Below are 17,543 nucleotides of genomic sequence, written 5' to 3'. Positions count from 1 at the left end.
GTCTGACTCCACAAGCACCCACACGAATTGCTTGATTCAGTTGTTAAAGAGCGGTTGGTTAAGATCTTTCGTCTCAACCGAGGCGCGCATTCTACAGCAGCCTCATTTGCTGTCAAGTGATTATTTTCAGAAGTTTTCGAAGAATTCTTCAACAACTTCAACCACTTGCGCTTCCGATCTCTCGTTAGCGGGAGGCGAATTCTACAGCGTTACACGCTGCTGTCAACACCTCTTTTTCTCCGCTTTCGACCGAGAGGATCGAAACGTTAATAGAGCCAAACAACACTGCCCTACCAACTCCTTCTGGGCTTCGATGAACTGAAGCAACTCGCTGTCGAATCCCGCATAACTCTTTGTTTACCAAGGAGTTTTCCGTTTCGACTGCGCCGGAAGTGGGGCGAATTATAGACTTCCAGAATCTGCCGTCAACCCCTTTTCTTCACATTTCTGTCATATAGGCCAAAAAGCCCTCAGAAACGCAAAAGCCGGCCCCAAGGGGCCGGCTTTCTTCCTACCGAGCCTTAAAGACTAGGAAAGGCAAACTGCGACGCTTCATGGCTGGCCCGTTGCGGCCAGCGCTGTGTAATCGCCTTGCGACGTGTGTAGAAGCGCACCCCATCCGGACCGTACGCATGCAAGTCGCCGAACAGCGATCGCTTCCAGCCACCAAAGCTGTGATAAGCCACCGGCACAGGCAGGGGAACGTTAACGCCGACCATGCCCACTTCGATCTCATCGCAGAACAGACGGGCCGCCTCACCGTCGCGGGTGAAGATACAGGTACCGTTACCGTATTCATGATCGTTGATCAGTTGCATCGCCGTTTCCAGGCTATCTACCCGCACCACGCACAACACCGGTCCGAAGATCTCTTCTTTATAGATACGCATCTCAGACGTCACACGATCAAACAAACTACCACCCAGGAAGAAGCCTTCTTCGTGCCCGGCAACACTCAAGCCGCGACCATCGACAACCAGCTCAGCACCGGCCGCCACACCGTCTTCTATATAACCACTGACTTTGTCACGTGCTTGGCCAGTCACCAACGGCCCCATATCCAGCCCGCAAGAAGTGCCCGCGCCAATTTTCAGCGCCTTGACCTGCGGCACCAGCTTGGCAATCAACGCATCCGCCACTTGGTCGCCCACGCACACAGCCACCGAAATCGCCATGCAACGCTCACCACAGGAACCATACGCCGCGCCCATCAAGGCACTCACCGCGTTATCCAGGTCGGCGTCCGGCATCAGTACCGCGTGGTTCTTCGCTCCACCCAGTGCCTGCACGCGCTTGCCACGCTTGGTCGCTTCGGAATAAATGTACTCGGCAATCGGCGTCGAGCCCACGAAACTCAGCGCTTTCACTTCCGGCGCTTCAATCAGCGCGTCCACCGCACCTTTGTCCCCATGCACCACACTCAGCACGCCTTTAGGCAAACCGGCCTCTTGCAGCAATTGCGCGATCAACAGCGTCGAGCTCGGATCACGCTCCGATGGTTTCAGGATGAAGCAGTTACCGCAGACAATCGCCAACGGGTACATCCACAACGGCACCATCGCCGGGAAGTTGAACGGCGTAATACCAGCAACCACGCCCAGCGGCTGGAAGTCCGACCAGGCATCAATGTTCGGTCCTACGTTACGACTGTACTCGCCCTTCAGAATCTCCGGCGCCGAGCACGCGTACTCAACGTTTTCGATCCCGCGCTTCAACTCACCGGCCGCGTCTTCCAGCGTCTTGCCATGCTCTTCGCTGATTAACTGCGAGATGCGTGCTTCGTTCTGCTCCAGCAACTGCTTGAAACGAAACATCACCTGGGCGCGCTTGGCCGGCGGGGTATTACGCCAGGCCGGGAACGCAGCCTTGGCCGAGTCGATCGCTTGTTGAATGGTTTCACGGCTGGCCAACGGCACCTGGTGGATCACCTGGCCGGTCGACGGGTTATACACGTCGGCACTCCGGCCGCTGTCGTTGACCATCTCACCGTTGATCAAATGCTGGATAAGGCTCATGCAGGGCTCCTGAAAAATTGTTCTATATAGAAGGAGAAATCAGTCGATCTTGTTCAGCACTTCGCCGACCGCATCAAACAAGCGATCCAAGTCCTGCGGCTTGCTATTGAAGGTTGGCCCGAACTGCAGGGTGTCACCGCCAAAACGCACGTAGAAACCGGCCTTCCACAACGCCATGCCGGCCTCGAATGGACGGACGATGGCATCACCGTCACGCGGGGCAATCTGGATCGCACCGGCCAAGCCGTAGTTGCGAATATCGATCACGTTTTTGCTGCCCTTCAAACCGTGCAGCACATTCTCAAAGTGCGGTGCGACTTCGGCTACGCTCTGCACCAGGTTTTCCCTCTGCAGCAGGTCCAATGCCGCCAGGCCCGCTGCGCACGCCACCGGGTGCGCCGAGTAAGTGTAGCCGTGGGGGAATTCCACCGCGTACTCCGGCGTCGCCTGGTTCATGAAGGTCTGATAGATTTCGCTGCTGGCAATCACCGCGCCCATCGGGATCGCGCCGTTGGTGACTTGCTTGGCGATGCACATCAGGTCCGGCGTTACGCCGAAGCTGTCGGCACCGAACATCGAGCCGGTGCGGCCGAAACCGGTGATCACTTCGTCGAACACCAACAGGATGTTGTGTTGATCGCAGATCTCACGCAGACGCTTGAGATACCCCTTAGGCGGCACGAGCACGCCAGCAGAGCCGGCCATTGGCTCGACAAACACCGCGGCGATGTTCGACGCGTCGTGCAATTCAATCAACTTGAGCAATTCGTCGGCCAGCGCGATACCGCCCTGCTCCGGCATGCCACGGGAGAAGGCGTTGCTTGCCAGCAAGGTGTGCGGCAGATGGTCAACGTCCATCAAGCCCTGACCAAACAGCTTACGGTTACCGTTGACGCCGCCCAGGCTGGTGCCGGCGATGTTCACACCGTGATAACCACGGGCGCGACCGATCATCTTGGTCTTGGTGGCCTGACCTTTCAGGCGCCAGTACGCACGCACCATCTTCACCGCAGTGTCGGCGCACTCGGAGCCGGAGTTGGTGAAGAACACATGGTCGAGGTTACCAGGGGTCAAGTCCGTAATCTTTTCCGCCAGTTGGAACGACAACGGATGACCGTACTGGAAGCCCGGCGAGTAGTCCAAAGTCCCCAGTTGCTTGGACACCGCGTCCTGGATTTCCTTGCGAGTATGCCCGGCGCCACAGGTCCATAGGCCCGACAGCGAGTCATACACCTTGCGGCCTTTGTCATCCGTCAACCAGCTGCCTTCAGCGGCCACGATCAGGCGCGGGTCACGCTGGAAGTTACGGTTGGCGGTGTAGGGCATCCAGTGCGCGTCCAGCTTCAGTTGGCTGGCCAAGGACGATGGGGCGTTTTCGGGCATGTTCATCAGCAAAACCTCGCAAGGCAAAAGGCAGCGTCGGGATTGAAACGCGTGGTTGCAGCTAAATTGCCATGGCGATAAAGTCGGTGAAATCCAACTCTTCTAACCTTCAGTCAGGCCTTTACTAAACTATGAGCAGCCGTCGACCCGATCCCCTGGCCCAAGTCAGCGACTTCGATATCCGCCTGCTGCGCATTTTTCGAAGTGTGGTGGAGTGCGGCGGCTTTTCAGCGGCAGAAACCGTGCTGGGCATAGGCCGTTCGGCCATCAGCCAGCAAATGAGCGATCTTGAGCAACGCCTCGGGTTAAGGCTGTGCCAACGCGGCCGCGCCGGTTTCTCCCTGACCGAAGAAGGCCGAGAGGTCTACCAGTCGGCCCTGCAACTCTTGAGTGCCCTGGAAAGCTTTCGCACCGAGGTCAACGGCCTGCACCAGCATCTGCGCGGCGAGCTGATCATCGGTCTCACCGACAACCTCGTCACCCTGCCCCACATGCGCATCACCCACGCGCTCGCACAATTGAAGCAACGCGGCCCGGATGTGCAAATCCAGATCCGCATGATCGCCCCCAACGAAGTCGAACAAGGCGTGCTCGACGGTCGCCTGCATGTCGGCGTGGTGCCGCAGGCAAGCGCCCTGTCGGGATTGGAATATCAACCGCTGTACAGCGAGCGTTCGCTGCTCTACTGCGCGGTCGGCCACCCGTTGTTCTATGCCGACGACAAGCAATTGGACGACGCTCGCATCGATGACCAGGACGCCATCGCACCGACGTTCCGCCTGCCCGCCGAGATCCAGGCCCATTACCAGGCACTCAACTGCACCGCCAGCGCGTCCGACCGCGAAGGCATGGCGTTCCTGATCCTTACCGGACACTATATTGGCTACCTGCCCGATCACTACGCCAGCCTGTGGGTACAACAAGGACGACTGCGCCCGCTGAAACCGGCTACACGTTTTTACGATTTGAGCCTCGCATCGGTCACGCGCAAGGGCCGTCGCCCCCATTTGGTGCTGGAAAGCTTCCTGGAAAGTCTGGCAGCAACGCGCTAACGCGGGCCTCGAGCAAAAAGCTGAGCACTTGGACAGTTTTTTGCAAGCCCACCTGGACCTAGAACTGTCCGACTCGAGTTTGCCCGCCATGCCACCAGAACCCTCCCGCCCCAACGACCTCATCTACGGCCTCAACGACCGCCCGAAACCCGCTCCGGCCTTGCTCGCCGCACTGCAACATGTGCTGGCCGCCTTTGTCGGCATCATCACCCCGCCACTGATCATCGGCTCCACCCTGGGCCTCACCGCCCATTTGCCCTACTTGATCAGCATGGCGTTGATGGTCTCCGGTGTCGGCACCTTCATTCAGGCACGTAGGCCATTTGGCATCGGCGCCGGGATGATCTGCCTGCAAGGCACTAGCTTTGCGTTTCTCGGCGCGGTGTTGTCGGCGGGCTTTCTGGTGAAGCAACGTGGCGGCAGCCCGGAAGACATCATGGCGATGATCTTTGGCGTGTGCTTTTTCGGCGCCGTGGTGCAGATCGTGCTGAGCCGCTTTATCGGCCAACTGTGCCGAGTCATCACGCCGTTGGTGACAGGAATTGTCATCACGTTGATCGGCATCAGTTTGATCAAGGTCGGCATCACCGACCTTGGCGGTGGTTTCAACGCGCCGGACTTCGGCGCGCCTATCAACCTGGCGCTGGGCGTGTTCGTGGTGCTGACGATCATCCTGCTCAACCGCTCCAACACACCTTGGGTGCGCCTCTCGGCAATCATCATCGGACTGGCCCTGGGTAGCCTGGCCGCTTGGTTCAGCGGCAAACTCGTGCCTCAAGCCCTGCCCGACCTGCCGCTGGTCAGCCTGCCTATTCCGTTTCGCTTTGGTTTCAACTTCGACTGGAGCGTTTTCCTGCCGATCGCGCTGATTTATCTGATCAGCAGCATCGAAACGGTCGGTGACCTCACCGCCAACTGCATGATCGCCCGCCAGCCCATCAGCGGTCCTTCTTATATAAGCCGACTCAAAGGTGGCGTACTCGGCGATGGCGTCAGTTGCATGATCGCCGCCACCTTCAGCGCCTTCCCCAATACCACATTCGCGCAGAACAACGGCGTGATTCAACTCACCGGCGTCGCCAGCCGATACGTCGGCTTATATATCGGCGTGGTGCTGTTTTGCCTCGGGTTGTTTCCATTGATTGGCGCAGTCCTGCAGCAAATCCCCAAGCCGGTCTTGGGCGGCGCGACCCTGGTGATGTTCGGCAGCGTGGCCGCCGCCGGTGTGCGTATCCTTGCTCAGGCACCGCTGGACCGACGCAGCATGCTGATCATCGCCACCTCGTTTGGTGTCGGCCTGGGTATCGCCGCCCAACCGAGCCTGCTGCACTTGATGCCAACGCTGGTGCAGAACCTGTTCGACTCCGCTATCACCAGCGGCGGCCTGACTGCCATTGCGCTGTGCCTGCTATTACCAGAAGCCAAAGTCAGCAGCGCCACCGTTAACCACACACCGGAAAGCGACACGCTGGAACCGCTTTGAAGGTTTTATTGCATCAGGACTTGTCTGAGGCTTGAGGGTGGGTTATCTGTGCACACGTCGTCTCTATCGATCAGCACGGAAACCTCCATGAGCCTCGAAGTTCCTGCCCACAGCAACCAAGCCGGTAAACCCGCCAGCCGCATTCGGCAAAAGAACGAACAAGCGATTCTCCAGGCTGCTGAAGATGAGTTCGCGCGCCATGGCTACAAAGGCACCAGCATGAACACCATTGCTGCCAGTGCCGGGCTGCCAAAGGCCAACCTGCATTACTACTTCACCAACAAGCTGGGCCTGTACATCGCGGTGCTCAGCAACATCCTCGAATTGTGGGACAGCACCTTCAACTCGCTGACCGCCGAGGATGACCCGGCCGTAGCCCTCGCCCGCTATATTCGCACCAAGATGGAGTTCTCGCGGCGCCAACCCCAGGCCTCGCGGATCTTCGCCATGGAGATCATCAGCGGCGGCGAATGCCTCACCGAATATTTCAGCCAGGACTACCGCGCGTGGTTCAGTGGCCGCGCGTCGGTGTTCCAGGCCTGGATCGACGCCGGCAAGATGGACCCCATCGACCCCGTGCACCTGATCTTCCTGCTGTGGGGCAGCACCCAGCACTACGCCGACTTCGCCACCCAGATCTGCCGCGTCACCGGTCGCACCAAGCTGACCAAGCAGGACATGGAAGACGCCGGCACCAACCTGATCCACATCATTCTCAAGGGCTGTGGCATCAAGCCCGTCCAATAAACGAAGCGACTTATGCCTTTTACGCTCATCGGCCTTTGCGAGTTTCGCGAAGAAATACGCAAAAGCCGCTTCATCACCCTCGCCGCACCGATTACCAGCGCGCAAGACGCCCAGGCGTTTTTCGAACAGCACAGCGACCTGAACGCCACGCACAATTGCTGGGCCTGGAAACTGGCCGACCAGTACCGCAGCAATGACGACGGAGAACCCGGCGGCACAGCCGGAAGGCCGATCCTGGCGGCCATCGAGGCACAGGGTTTTGATCAGGTCGCGGTGCTGGTGATTCGCTGGTACGGCGGCATCCAATTGGGCACCGGCGGGCTCGCGCGTGCGTACGGCGGTGGCGCGAATAAATGCCTGCAGAATGCCGAACGCATCGAATTGATCAGCCGTGTGCCCTTAAGTTGCGCTTGCAGGTTCGCCGAACTCAACCTGGTGAAACTGCGCGTGGCTGAACTGGGCGGGCTGGTGGTGGAAGAAACCTTCACCGCCAACGGCGTCGAACTACAGCTGGCTGTGGGCGAAGCGCATATCGACACCCTGCAAATTCAACTCGCCGACCTCAGCCGTGGGCGTATCCTGCTACAACGCTGAACTCCCTGAACCGCAACACTAAAGGAAGCTTTTCATGCCTACGCCAAAAACCGCATTGATCATCGGCGCATCGCGCGGGCTGGGCCTTGGCCTGGTCAAGCAACTGATCCAGGACGGCTGGGATGTGATCGCCACCGTGCGTGATCCGAGCAACGCCGATGCGCTGAAAGCCCTCGGCCCAACGCAGATCGAAAAACTCGACATGGACGATCAACAAGCCGTGATCGCCCTCAGCCAGCGCCTCAAGGAGCACACCTTCGACCTGCTGTTCGTCAACGCCGGCGTTAAGGGCCCCGCCAATCAAGAACCCGGCCACGCCACCCTGGCCGAAGTCGGTCAACTGTTTTTCACCAATGCCGTGGCGCCAATTAACCTGGCCCAGCGCTTTGTCGGGCAGATCCGCAAGGACAGCGGCGTCATGGCCTTCATGAGTTCGGTACTGGGCAGCGTGACCATCCCCGACGGTTCTGACCTGGCGCTGTATAAGGCCAGCAAGGCGGCGCTCAACTCCATGACCAACAGCTTTGTCACCCAACTGGGTGACCCTAAACTGACGGTGTTGTCGCTGCATCCAGGCTGGGTGAAGACCGATATGGGCGGCGAAAATGCGCACATCGATGTCGACACCAGCGTGCGCGGGCTGGTGGACCAAGTGAACGCCTACACCGGTAAAGGCGGCCATCACTTCATCGATTACAAAGGCGACACCATCGCCTGGTAAATACCCACCCACTGTGGGAGCGGGCTTGCCCGCGATGATCTCGAGGGCACCGCGCTCCTACAGATAGACCCGAACATAGACTACAAGTAAACTCTGCCACTCGCCTTCACCGGCGACCCTGGATCAGCAGACAGGGCAACACTGAGCTGGCAAACCTGAACCCATCATTCAGAGGAGCCGGCCAATGCCTGCGACCCGTATCTGGTTAAAAAAACCCCTCGCGATTTTCACTGCCAATGGCCTCGATGCCCGTGGCGGCCTGGTGCTGCAAGACGGTGTGATCACTGAATTACTGGGCTGGGGAAGAGAGCCTGCCGTGCCTTGCGGGCATGTCTTCGATGCCCGTGAACATGTGATCCTTCCCGGCCTGATCAACACCCATCACCACTTCTACCAAACCCTGACCCGCGCCTGGGCGCCGGTGGTCAATCAGCCGCTGTTCCCTTGGTTGAAGACCCTCTACCCGGTCTGGGCGCGACTGACCCCGGAAAAGCTCGCCTTGGCATCGAAGGTGGCGCTCGCGGAGTTGCTGCTTTCTGGCTGCACCACGGCGGCAGACCACCATTACCTGTTCCCTGACGGCCTGGAAAACGCGATCGACGTACAAGTTGAAAGCGTGCGCGAATTGGGCATGCGCGCCATGCTCACCCGCGGATCCATGAGCCTCGGCGAAGCCGATGGCGGCCTGCCTCCCCAGCAGACCGTGCAACAGGGCCAAGTCATCCTTGAAGACAGCCAGCGCTTGATCCGCGAATATCACCAGCGCGGCGACGGCGCACAGATCCAGATTGCCCTGGCCCCCTGCTCGCCGTTTTCCGTCACCCCGCAAATCATGCAAGCCAGCGCCGAACTGGCCACCAGCCTCGACGTTCGCCTGCACACCCACTTGGCGGAAACCCTCGACGAAGAAGACTTCTGCCTGCAACGCTTCGGCTTGCGCACCGTGGATTATCTGGACAGCGTCGGCTGGCTCGGCCCGCGCACCTGGCTGGCGCATGGCATTCACTTCAACCCGGATGAAATTGCGCGCCTGGGTGCCGCCGGCACCGGCATCTGCCACTGCCCAAGCTCGAACATGCGTCTGGCGTCTGGCATCTGCCCGACGCTGGACCTGTTGGCAGCGGGCGCGCCTATCGGCCTGGGCGTGGATGGCTCAGCCTCCAACGATGCCTCAAACATGATCCTTGAAGCACGCCAGGCGCTGTACATCCAGCGCCTGCGTTATGGCGCAGAAAAGATCACGCCTGAAGGCGTGCTGGGTTGGGCGACCAAAGGTTCAGCGCAATTGCTCGGGCGTACGGACATTGGCGAGTTGGCGGTAGGAAAGCAGGCAGACCTGGCGCTGTTCAAGCTGGATGAGCTGCGTTTCTCGGGCAGCCATGACCCGATTTCAGCACTGCTGCTGTGCGGTGCTGATCGTGCGGACCGGGTGATGATCGGCGGCAAGTGGCGTGTGATTGACGGCCAAGTGGAAGGCCTGGACCTGAAAGGCTTGATCGCCGATCACACCCAGGCGGCACGCCAACTGATCGCCGGAACCTAAGCCAGACACGGGGCAAAATGTCGGAGCGGCGTTGCGTTGAGTTGCGCTACACCCCCAACAACGACAACATGATGAAGGTCGCAAACAACACAAAATGCGTCATCCCTTCGATGGCATTGGTTTCGCCATCGTTGAGGTTGATCGCGCTGACAATCAGCGTGATCAACACCATCACGGTCTGCACCGGCGTCATCGCCATCTGGAACGGCTGGCCGGTGTAGAGCGCCATGGCTTCCATCACCGGCACTGTCAGGATCACCGTCGACAACGAAGCACCCAACGCAATATTCACCACCGACTGCATGCGGTTCGCCAACGCAGCGCGCAACGCTGTCAAAATTTCCGGCGCTGCCGAAATGGCCGCGACCACAATCGCCGTGATCACCGGCGGCGCGCCTGTGCCTTCCAGGCCAAGGTCCAGGGTCTTGGCCATCACTTCGGCCAATGCGCCGATCACCACCACCCCAAACACCAGCGTGCCGATGGAAAACGCCAGGTTCACCGACGGCGCTTTCTGTTCTTCCGGCTGCTTCTTGCGGCGTTTTTCCGGGTAGCTGTAGCTAAAGAAATAACTGTGCGGCCCCACCTGCATGCGCAGAAATAGGGTGTACAACACCACCATCGCGCCAATGGTGAAGGCCGAGTAAATTTTCCAGTCGGCTTCGGGAATGAATTCCGGCACCACCATTGACACGCCCATGGCGGTGAGGATCATCACGCTGTAAGTGCGCGCCGAATCATCGTTGTAGGACTGTTCACCGTGCTTGATACCGCCCATCAGCGCAGCCAGGCCGAGAATCCCGTTGATGTCGAGCATCACCGCCGAGTAAATGGTGTCGCGCACCAGGGTGGGGGACGGTTCGTTGCTCATCATGATCGCCAGGATCACCACCTCCACCAGCACGGCAGCGAGGGTGAGGATCATGGTGCCGTAGGGGTCGCCGACTTTTTCCGCGAGTTGCTCGGCGTGATGGGCCACGCGCATCGACGCCATTACGATAAAGCCGATGAGTGCAGCGCCGGCCAGCAGCGCCACCATTTGCCCGCTGTGCAGCATCCAGTGCTCCAGCGAGTAGGCGGCGATGGCGGCAATCAGCGCCAGCAGCATGAATTTTTCTTGCTTGAGGGAGGTGAGCATTTCGGGCCTTTTAGTACGGCAAATCTGTCATTGATGGGGTACAGACTGCGCGATGCAGCTAACGTTTCGTTACATCTTAGTTGAGACGGTGATTGCACGAATAAAACCAAAACTCTCCTGCTGGTCAGGTTTTACCGATTATTTCATCCATGGCCTGTAGAATGCCGCCATTGCACCTGATGAGAATTTAGAAAATGTACGATTGGCTCAACGCCCTGCCCAAGGCTGAATTGCACCTGCATCTGGAAGGCTCGCTGGAGCCTGAGTTGCTGTTCGCCCTGGCCGAGCGCAACAAGATTGCGCTGCCGTGGAACGACGTCGACACCCTGCGCAAGGCCTACGCGTTCAACAACCTGCAAGAGTTTCTCGACCTGTATTACAAGGGCGCCGATGTGCTGCGCACCTCCCAGGACTTCTACGACCTGACCTGGGCCTACCTGCTGCGCTGCAAAGCGCAGAACGTGATCCACACCGAACCCTTCTTCGACCCGCAGACCCACACCGACCGTGGCGTGCCGTTCGAAGTGGTACTCAACGGCATCGCCGCTGCACTTAAAGATGGCGAGCAACAACTGGGTATTACCAGCGGCTTGATCCTCAGCTTCCTGCGCCACTTGAGCGAAGCCGAAGCCGAGAAAACCCTGGACCAGGCCTTGCCGTTCCGTGACGCGTTCGTGGCCGTGGGCCTGGACAGTTCGGAAATGGGTCACCCGCCGAGCAAGTTCCAGCGCGTGTTCGACCGCGCCCGCCACGAAGGCTTCCTTACCGTGGCCCACGCTGGCGAAGAAGGCCCGCCCGAATACATCTGGGAAGCCCTCGACCTGTTGAAGATCGAGCGTATCGACCATGGCGTGCGCGCTATCGAAGACGAGCGCTTGATGCAGCGCATCATCGACGAGCAGATCCCGCTGACCGTGTGCCCATTGTCCAACACCAAACTGTGCGTGTTCGACGACATGGCCCAACACAACATCCTCGACATGCTCGAGCGTGGCGTGAAGGTGACGGTAAATTCGGATGACCCGGCGTACTTCGGCGGCTATGTCACCGAGAACTTCCACGCGCTGTACACCTCGCTGGGCATGACCCAGGACCAGGCCAAATGCCTGGCGCAGAACAGCCTGGATGCAAGACTGGTCAAGCCATAACTGACTAAACGCAGTCCAAAATGTGGGAGCTGGCTTGCCTGCGATAGCGGTGTATCAGCCAGGCATTTATTGCCTGACACACCGCTATCGCGGCGGTTCGACGGTTCGACAAGCCCAGCTCCCACATTGAATTCATCGATCTCACGTCAACACCTCACCCAGCCAGGGTGAATCGGGCGATTTCCCGCTGTCCGATAGCGTGCACCTGCAAGGCCTGCGACTCGTTGATCACACTGATCCAGTTCGACTGCAAAAACAGTTGCAACAACCCTGCCCCCAACGCACCGCCCAGATGCGGTTGCTGCTGGCTCCAGTCAAAACAACTACACACCAGCGGCGATGCCAATGCCTGAATGAAAATACCCAGGCCGGCCAAGTGCTGCGCGCCTTTGACCGTAATGTCGGTACGCAACTCATGGCGCTCGATCCACCCCGCCTCCAACAGATGTTGATACAACTGCGCCCCCAGCTCCCCGCCGAGGTGGCCGTGGCACAACCGGGCATGGCGTAACAGTGGCGGGGCAACCAGGGCCGGCGGCAAAACGCCCGGCGCGCTGCGTGCAACACAAGCCATGGTGGTTCTGGCCAAGGCATCGATGGCAGCGCTGACATCAGGTGCCGCTACACGAAACAAACGCTTGCCACGCCGGGCCTCCACCCGCAACAAACCACCTGCAGTCATTCGCGCCAAGTGCGCGTTGGCGGATGTCGGAGACAGCCCGGCGAGCGTTGCCAACTCAACCGGCGACTTGGCCGAGCCATCCATCAAGGCCCACAGCATGGCAGTGCGTTTGGGCTCGGCGAGCAAGCTGGCGATCTGACTGATGCAAGGTGCTACGTCCATCTTTTCACTCCCTGTCGATTTATTTTTCTACTGAGGTTGGCGCCAAAGTATAGGGCCGTAAATCGCCGGTTCCACGGCGTCTGACAGCGTAGATAGGGACAGTATCTGAGTGAAATTTCCTGCTTTGATGGAGGCCGTTACGTCGCGCTCAAGGGCTCCGGCAATTGGGCAGTCAACATCGCACAACGGGACACGAGCATTTCCCGCAACAAGTTGATGGGTTTGCTCAGCTGCGCGCGATGCGAGCACAGCAGATTGAGTGGCGTACGCTCACCGCGCAGCTCAGGCAGGATCAAGCGCAGGCGCCCGGCCAGCACGTCAGTACTCACGTCCAGCCAGGACTTGTAGGCAATGCCCACACCCGCCACCGCCCAGCGGCGGACTACGTCGGCATCGTCACTGAAACGGTCGCCGGAGACGGTCAGGCTGACGTCGCGTTTACCGTCGTGAAAGGTCCAGTGGTCGTGGACCCGGCTGCCAAGCATGTACAGCAGGCAATTGTGCTGGGCCAATTGCTCCAGATGCCGAGGTTCACCATAACGCGCGAGATAGCGAGGGGACGCGCAGAGCACGCGAACGTTGTCCGCCGCGACGGGGAGCGCGACAAGGCTGGAATCCTCGGGCTCACCGTAGCGTAGGGCGATGTCCACCGGTTGGCGGAACAAGTCGGCAATTCGATCACCCAACAACAGGCGCACGCTCAGTTGCGGGTGCTCATGCTGGAATTCATCCAACCACGGCAGCAATTGGTTACGCCCGAAATCGGAAGGCGCCGACAGCTGCAGCACGCCACTGACATGGTCTTGGCCGCTGGCCAATAAGCGTCGCCCTTCATCCAGCGAGCTCAACGCGGCGCGAGCATATTCCAGGAAACCCTCGCCTTCAGCCGTCAGGCGCAGGCTGCGGGTAGAGCGCGCCAGCAAACGCGTGCCCAGTTGCTGTTCGATGCGCTTGAGCGCGGCACTGGCCACCGCAGGCGACAGGTCCATCACCCGTGCTGCAGCGGACAGGCTACCCAAGTCCGCCGCACGCACAAATAACTGCAAATCATCAAAACGCAGCATGCATTCCCGCTCATTATCAAAATTTGGTTGAAACAGACCTTTGTTTTAGCGGCTTTTATCTCATGGGGAAATAGCCAATCATCCGTGCATCCCGTTCATTACGTGTCTGGAGTTAAATATGTCCACTGCCTTTAACGTCATCGCCACGCTGATCGCCAAACCCGGCCAGCAGGCCACCCTGGAAACCTTGCTGCGCGGCCTGCTGGAACCCACCCGCCTTGAGGCTGGTTGTGAGCAGTACGACCTGCACCAGGACCTGCAACACCCCGAAACCTTCTACATGCTCGAACGTTGGAGCGACGACGCAGCGCTGGCCGACCACGACCAGAGCGCACACATCCAGAGCTTTCGCGCCAAGGCCGCTGATGTGATCGAACACTTCGACCTCAAGCGCCTGAAGTTTCTTGCCTGATCATCGCCCTTTTCCTGGAGCCATCATGAAAGCCATTGCCTACTACGCCTCGCTGCCGATCAACGATCCGAACGCCCTGCAAGACATCGAGTTGCCAGCGCCCGTCGCCGGCCCGCGTGACCTGCTGGTGGACGTCAAAGCCATCTCGGTCAACCCGGTGGACACCAAAGTGCGCCAGAACGTCGCCCCGGAAAACGGCACCGCCAAGGTGCTGGGCTGGGACGTGGCCGGGGTGGTCAAGGCTGTCGGCAGTGACGTGACGCTGTTCAACGTCGGTGACAACGTGTTCTACGCCGGTTCTCTGGTGCGTCCCGGCGGCAACAGCGAATTGCACACCGTGGACGAACGCATCGTCGGGCACATGCCGAAAAGCCTGGGTTTTGCCGAAGCTGCCGCCCTGCCACTGACCGCCATCACCGCGTGGGAACTGCTGTTCGAACGCCTGCAAGTGCGTGAAGGCAAACAGGATGAAGGCCAGAGCCTGCTGATCGTTGGCGCCGCTGGTGGCGTAGGATCGATCCTGACCCAGTTGGCCAGCCAGCTCACCGCCTTGAAAGTGATCGGCACCGCTTCGCGCCCGGAAACCCAGGAATGGGCCAAGGCCCTCGGCGCCGACCTGGTGATCGATCACAGCCAACCGTTGAGCGAAGCGCTGAAAGCAGCTGGCCACCCGCAAGTGACCCACGTCGCCAGCCTGACCCAGACTGACCATCACCTGGACCAGTTGGTCGAAGCCCTGCAACCCCAGGGCAAGCTGGCGCTGATCGACGATCCCAAGGCACTGGACGTCAGTAAGCTCAAGCGCAAGAGCCTGTCACTGCATTGGGAGTTCATGTACACGCGCTCGATGTTCGAGACCCCGGACATGATCGAACAGCACAACCTGCTCAATCGCGTGGCCGAACTGATTGATGCAGGCACCCTGAAAACCACAGTGGGTGAACACTTTGGTGTGATTAATGCGGCAAACCTGCGGCGTGCCCATGCGCTGCTGGAAAGCGGCAAGGCCAAGGGAAAGATCGTACTGGAAGGGTTCTGAAAAACGTCTGTCAGTGTTGTCCGTTACTCCTGTGAGTAATGGACGACACCGCTAGTCTGAGAGTTGATCTTTGTCATATTTGTGAACGTATTCGGGTTTATATTGGCCGCCTTTGCCACGATTCTTTTACGTGAGGAAGTCAGCAATGAATATCCTGATAAAAGCGTTAGCAAAATCCGCAGGCAATAAATGGCAGGTTCGTCTCGACGGCGACACGTTCACCTTCCGCACCGAGGCCGAAGCCCGTGCGTTTGCCGACACCCTGCAAACCCGTATCCAAGCCCCCCACCGCTTTCCGAACGGCCAGCAACGCTCCGCCGCTGGCTGATCCGCGCTTCAGCCCTGCGCCTGCTCGGCCCTCGCCCGTTGCAGGCGCTGGGTCGACATCGCAATCGTTACCGCCAATACACCGCACACGCTGATGACGATGGCCATCGGCATCGCCGTGCCGTCGTGCAGCACACCCACTAATGAGGCAGCGCCAGCCGCCACGCCAAACTGAATGCAACCGAGCAGCGCCGACGCGCTACCGGCGCGTGCACCCTGCCCGCTCATGGCGCACGCCGAGGTATTGGGCAAAATGCAGCCCAGGCTCGCGATGCAGATAAACAGCGGCACCAGCAATGGCCACAGCGCATCGGTGCGTAAGGCCGCGATGCCGAGCAGCGTCAATGCCGCCAACAGGTAGACCCATACACTGCGCGACAGCAGGTAGGCCGGGCCACGTTTGGCCAGCAACCGCGCATTCACCTGTGCCACCAGGATAAAGCCTGCGGCATTGGAGCCAAACAGCCAGCCGTAATGCTCGGCAGGCACGCCGTAGAGTTGGATAAACACGAACGGTGAACCGGCAATGTAGGCAAACATCCCGGCAATCGAAATACCGCCGGTGAGCGCGTAACCCAGGTAAACCCGATCGGACAACAGCGAGCCGTAGCGACGTAACGACCCGGACAACGGCTGGCGCGGCTGATGGGCCGGAAAGGTTTCCGGCAGCCCGATCGCCACAGCGATTGCCGCCATCACGCTGAATATCGACAGCGCCAGGAAAATCGACTGCCAGCCCCACAACCCCACCATCAGCCCGCCAGCCAGTGGCGCGAGGATCGGCGCCAGGCCGGTGACTAGCATCAATTGAGAAAACACTTTGGCCGAGCCCACCGCATCGCATTTATCGCTGACCACCGCGCGGGAAATCACCATGCCGGCGCAGCCACCGAGGGCCTGCACGAAACGCGCGCCGATCAGCCATTCCAAGGACGGCGCGAAAGCGCAGGCAAAGGAGGCCAGCGTAAACAGGGTGACACCACTGAGCAGCGGGCCACGTCGACCAAAGCGGTCCGCGAGTGGGCCATAGATCAATTGGCCGATGGCCAGGCCAGCGAAATACACCGCCAGAGTCAGCTGGATGTGTTTTTCATCCGTCGCAAAGGCCTTGGCCATCGCCGGGAAACCCGGCAGGTAAAAATCGATCGCCAACGGCGCGAAGGCGCTCAAGGCACCCAGAATCAGGATTATGCGAAGGTTCATCGGGCACCCAAGTCAGACGGCAGCCCGATAGTCTAGCCGCGCTTGGGTGCATTGAACACGATAGCTCGCTAACTATTTTTACCCGTCAGGCAAGCTTGGCGCTGTAGCCCTCTTCCGTGATCAGGCTGATCACTTGCTCTGCGGACAGGCGGCTCTCGACGCCGACCTCCTTTGCCGCCAGGTCGACCTTCACGCTGGCCGCCGGGTCCTGGCTCTGCACCGCCTGGGTCACCGCCCGAACGCAATGGCCGCAGGTCATTCCTTCAACGCTGAATACTTGCATGACATGACTCCTTTGATGAGGTTGGGCCCAGTCTCGACCTTGCCACGATGGCAAGGTCAAGTTCTGAAAACTTCTGCCGGGCTGGTATTTGGCGGCTTCAAAGGCCAAGCTTCACCCCTCTTCGATTCAAACCACGGAGCATTCGCCATGCGCTGGTCTTTTTTTGCCCTTGCCGGCCTGATGAGCTTGTCTGCCGCTGCGCCCCAGGCCGTTGCCGCGGAAGACTATGCGGTGCTGATTATTTCCCGGGAGCGCCTGGAAGTGTCGACCAACTGCGAGATCGGCCTATACCTGAATGATCAACTGGCGGGCCGGTTGTTCCAGGAGCAAGCCACGTCGTTCAACCTGCCGGCGGGCAACCTGTCGTTGCGCTTGAAACTGCTACCGGGCCAGTCCCCAGGGTGCCTGCCGGGCCTGCTCGCGCCACCCGCGCAAAACATTACGCTCAAGGCCGGTGACGTGCGCAAATTGCGTATCGCCCAAGGCCCGGACGGCATGTACCTCAAACCTGCCGCACTGGAATATTAACGGCGCTTGACCTTCCCCA

At 59.6% G+C, this 17,543-nt stretch carries 18 protein-coding genes; 11 read left to right on the top strand and 7 right to left on the bottom strand.

What is annotated here, in order from left to right; translation table 11 throughout:
• Nucleotides 1–521: 521 nt before the first annotated feature.
• Both AACY30_RS14645 and AACY30_RS14640 read right to left on the bottom strand, forming a co-directional pair.
• Nucleotides 522–2,015 carry a CoA-acylating methylmalonate-semialdehyde dehydrogenase gene (locus AACY30_RS14645; protein ID WP_339435839.1) on the bottom strand — a complete coding sequence of 498 codons (1,494 nt, stop codon included), beginning with the start codon at nt 2,013–2,015 and terminating at the stop codon, nt 522–524.
• A 39-nt stretch (nt 2,016–2,054) separates the two neighbouring features.
• Nucleotides 2,055–3,404, bottom strand: coding sequence for an aspartate aminotransferase family protein (locus AACY30_RS14640; RefSeq protein WP_339540543.1), 1,350 nt, complete (start codon nt 3,402–3,404; stop codon nt 2,055–2,057).
• Between the two features lie 125 nt (nt 3,405–3,529).
• Here AACY30_RS14640 and AACY30_RS14635 point away from each other — a divergent pair, with 125 nt between their 5' ends.
• The 6 genes from AACY30_RS14635 (at nt 3,530) to AACY30_RS14610 (ending at nt 9,538) form a co-directional block, all read left to right on the top strand.
• On the top strand, nt 3,530–4,450 hold the full coding sequence (locus AACY30_RS14635; protein WP_339415818.1) for a LysR family transcriptional regulator: 921 nt from the start codon (nt 3,530–3,532) through the stop codon (nt 4,448–4,450).
• Nucleotides 4,451–4,538: 88 nt separating this feature from the next.
• Entirely contained in the window at nt 4,539–5,933 is a 1,395-nt protein-coding gene (locus AACY30_RS14630) for a uracil-xanthine permease family protein (protein ID WP_339540542.1), read from the top strand.
• 87 nt (nt 5,934–6,020) lie between these two features.
• Nucleotides 6,021–6,680 (top strand): TetR/AcrR family transcriptional regulator, encoded by a 660-nt coding sequence (locus tag AACY30_RS14625; RefSeq protein WP_339472135.1) that lies wholly within the window; start codon nt 6,021–6,023, stop codon nt 6,678–6,680.
• A 12-nt stretch (nt 6,681–6,692) separates the two neighbouring features.
• Nucleotides 6,693–7,274 (top strand): IMPACT family protein, encoded by a 582-nt coding sequence (locus tag AACY30_RS14620; RefSeq protein ID WP_339540541.1) that lies wholly within the window; start codon nt 6,693–6,695, stop codon nt 7,272–7,274.
• Between the two features lie 34 nt (nt 7,275–7,308).
• Nucleotides 7,309–7,995, top strand: coding sequence for an SDR family oxidoreductase (locus AACY30_RS14615; RefSeq protein ID WP_339427212.1), 687 nt, complete (start codon nt 7,309–7,311; stop codon nt 7,993–7,995).
• Between the two features lie 184 nt (nt 7,996–8,179).
• Nucleotides 8,180–9,538 (top strand): 8-oxoguanine deaminase, encoded by a 1,359-nt coding sequence (locus tag AACY30_RS14610; protein ID WP_339540540.1) that lies wholly within the window; start codon nt 8,180–8,182, stop codon nt 9,536–9,538.
• 46 nt (nt 9,539–9,584) lie between these two features.
• On the opposite strand, the gene AACY30_RS14605 is transcribed toward AACY30_RS14610, so the two are convergent.
• The gene (locus AACY30_RS14605) at nt 9,585–10,676 is read right to left on the bottom strand and encodes a calcium:proton antiporter (RefSeq protein ID WP_339540539.1); all 1,092 of its coding nucleotides are present in this window, start codon (nt 10,674–10,676) and stop codon (nt 9,585–9,587) included.
• Nucleotides 10,677–10,870: 194 nt separating this feature from the next.
• On the opposite strand from AACY30_RS14605, the gene AACY30_RS14600 reads away from it, so the two are divergent.
• Nucleotides 10,871–11,824 (top strand): adenosine deaminase, encoded by a 954-nt coding sequence (locus AACY30_RS14600; protein WP_339540538.1) that lies wholly within the window; start codon nt 10,871–10,873, stop codon nt 11,822–11,824.
• 154 nt (nt 11,825–11,978) lie between these two features.
• Here AACY30_RS14600 and AACY30_RS14595 read toward each other — a convergent pair whose 3' ends face one another.
• Both AACY30_RS14595 and AACY30_RS14590 read right to left on the bottom strand, forming a co-directional pair.
• A complete protein-coding gene (locus tag AACY30_RS14595) occupies nt 11,979–12,668 on the bottom strand; it encodes an ArsR/SmtB family transcription factor (RefSeq protein WP_339540537.1) in 690 nt (229 codons plus the stop codon).
• A gap of 137 nt (nt 12,669–12,805) precedes the next feature.
• The gene (locus AACY30_RS14590; protein WP_339540536.1) at nt 12,806–13,732 is read right to left on the bottom strand and encodes a LysR family transcriptional regulator; all 927 of its coding nucleotides are present in this window, start codon (nt 13,730–13,732) and stop codon (nt 12,806–12,808) included.
• A 118-nt stretch (nt 13,733–13,850) separates the two neighbouring features.
• On the opposite strand from AACY30_RS14590, the gene AACY30_RS14585 reads away from it, so the two are divergent.
• From AACY30_RS14585 to AACY30_RS14575, 3 genes are all read left to right on the top strand, one after another.
• Nucleotides 13,851–14,144 (top strand): putative quinol monooxygenase, encoded by a 294-nt coding sequence (locus AACY30_RS14585; protein ID WP_065874251.1) that lies wholly within the window; start codon nt 13,851–13,853, stop codon nt 14,142–14,144.
• A gap of 25 nt (nt 14,145–14,169) precedes the next feature.
• A complete protein-coding gene (locus tag AACY30_RS14580) occupies nt 14,170–15,183 on the top strand; it encodes a zinc-binding alcohol dehydrogenase family protein (protein WP_339472127.1) in 1,014 nt (337 codons plus the stop codon).
• Between the two features lie 145 nt (nt 15,184–15,328).
• Nucleotides 15,329–15,511, top strand: a complete 183-nt coding sequence (locus AACY30_RS14575) for a hypothetical protein (RefSeq protein ID WP_339540535.1) — start codon at nt 15,329–15,331, stop codon at nt 15,509–15,511.
• 8 nt (nt 15,512–15,519) lie between these two features.
• Here AACY30_RS14575 and AACY30_RS14570 read toward each other — a convergent pair whose 3' ends face one another.
• Both AACY30_RS14570 and AACY30_RS14565 read right to left on the bottom strand, forming a co-directional pair.
• Nucleotides 15,520–16,713, bottom strand: a complete 1,194-nt coding sequence (locus tag AACY30_RS14570; RefSeq protein WP_339472126.1) for a multidrug effflux MFS transporter — start codon at nt 16,711–16,713, stop codon at nt 15,520–15,522.
• Nucleotides 16,714–16,798: 85 nt separating this feature from the next.
• Complete coding sequence (locus AACY30_RS14565) at nt 16,799–16,996, bottom strand: heavy-metal-associated domain-containing protein (protein WP_049710182.1); 198 nt, start codon at nt 16,994–16,996, stop codon at nt 16,799–16,801.
• A 147-nt stretch (nt 16,997–17,143) separates the two neighbouring features.
• On the opposite strand from AACY30_RS14565, the gene AACY30_RS14560 reads away from it, so the two are divergent.
• Complete coding sequence (locus tag AACY30_RS14560) at nt 17,144–17,524, top strand: hypothetical protein (protein ID WP_339472124.1); 381 nt, start codon at nt 17,144–17,146, stop codon at nt 17,522–17,524.
• Nucleotides 17,525–17,543 lie beyond the last annotated feature (19 nt).

It is taken from the genome of Pseudomonas sp. RA_5y_Pfl1_P24, assembly GCF_963970945.1.
GTDB classification, from domain to species: Bacteria; Pseudomonadota; Gammaproteobacteria; order Pseudomonadales; family Pseudomonadaceae; genus Aquipseudomonas; species Aquipseudomonas tritici.
The sequence above is the reverse complement of the archived record's forward strand: the minus strand, read 5'-3'. Positions and strand labels throughout refer to the sequence as shown.

What these genes read in the sequence shown, in the direction of transcription:
- AACY30_RS14645 (WP_339435839.1), bottom strand. Translation starts at nt 2,015, where the DNA reads ATGAGCCTTATCCAGCATTTGATCAACGGTGAGATGGTCAACGACAGC.
- AACY30_RS14640 (WP_339540543.1), bottom strand. Translation starts at nt 3,404, where the DNA reads ATGAACATGCCCGAAAACGCCCCATCGTCCTTGGCCAGCCAACTGAAG.
- AACY30_RS14635 (WP_339415818.1), top strand. Translation starts at nt 3,530, where the DNA reads ATGAGCAGCCGTCGACCCGATCCCCTGGCCCAAGTCAGCGACTTCGAT.
- AACY30_RS14630 (WP_339540542.1), top strand. Translation starts at nt 4,539, where the DNA reads ATGCCACCAGAACCCTCCCGCCCCAACGACCTCATCTACGGCCTCAAC.
- AACY30_RS14625 (WP_339472135.1), top strand. Translation starts at nt 6,021, where the DNA reads ATGAGCCTCGAAGTTCCTGCCCACAGCAACCAAGCCGGTAAACCCGCC.
- AACY30_RS14620 (WP_339540541.1), top strand. Translation starts at nt 6,693, where the DNA reads ATGCCTTTTACGCTCATCGGCCTTTGCGAGTTTCGCGAAGAAATACGC.
- AACY30_RS14615 (WP_339427212.1), top strand. Translation starts at nt 7,309, where the DNA reads ATGCCTACGCCAAAAACCGCATTGATCATCGGCGCATCGCGCGGGCTG.
- AACY30_RS14610 (WP_339540540.1), top strand. Translation starts at nt 8,180, where the DNA reads ATGCCTGCGACCCGTATCTGGTTAAAAAAACCCCTCGCGATTTTCACT.
- AACY30_RS14605 (WP_339540539.1), bottom strand. Translation starts at nt 10,676, where the DNA reads ATGCTCACCTCCCTCAAGCAAGAAAAATTCATGCTGCTGGCGCTGATT.
- AACY30_RS14600 (WP_339540538.1), top strand. Translation starts at nt 10,871, where the DNA reads ATGTACGATTGGCTCAACGCCCTGCCCAAGGCTGAATTGCACCTGCAT.
- AACY30_RS14595 (WP_339540537.1), bottom strand. Translation starts at nt 12,668, where the DNA reads ATGGACGTAGCACCTTGCATCAGTCAGATCGCCAGCTTGCTCGCCGAG.
- AACY30_RS14590 (WP_339540536.1), bottom strand. Translation starts at nt 13,732, where the DNA reads ATGCTGCGTTTTGATGATTTGCAGTTATTTGTGCGTGCGGCGGACTTG.
- AACY30_RS14585 (WP_065874251.1), top strand. Translation starts at nt 13,851, where the DNA reads ATGTCCACTGCCTTTAACGTCATCGCCACGCTGATCGCCAAACCCGGC.
- AACY30_RS14580 (WP_339472127.1), top strand. Translation starts at nt 14,170, where the DNA reads ATGAAAGCCATTGCCTACTACGCCTCGCTGCCGATCAACGATCCGAAC.
- AACY30_RS14575 (WP_339540535.1), top strand. Translation starts at nt 15,329, where the DNA reads ATGAATATCCTGATAAAAGCGTTAGCAAAATCCGCAGGCAATAAATGG.
- AACY30_RS14570 (WP_339472126.1), bottom strand. Translation starts at nt 16,713, where the DNA reads ATGAACCTTCGCATAATCCTGATTCTGGGTGCCTTGAGCGCCTTCGCG.
- AACY30_RS14565 (WP_049710182.1), bottom strand. Translation starts at nt 16,996, where the DNA reads ATGCAAGTATTCAGCGTTGAAGGAATGACCTGCGGCCATTGCGTTCGG.
- AACY30_RS14560 (WP_339472124.1), top strand. Translation starts at nt 17,144, where the DNA reads ATGCGCTGGTCTTTTTTTGCCCTTGCCGGCCTGATGAGCTTGTCTGCC.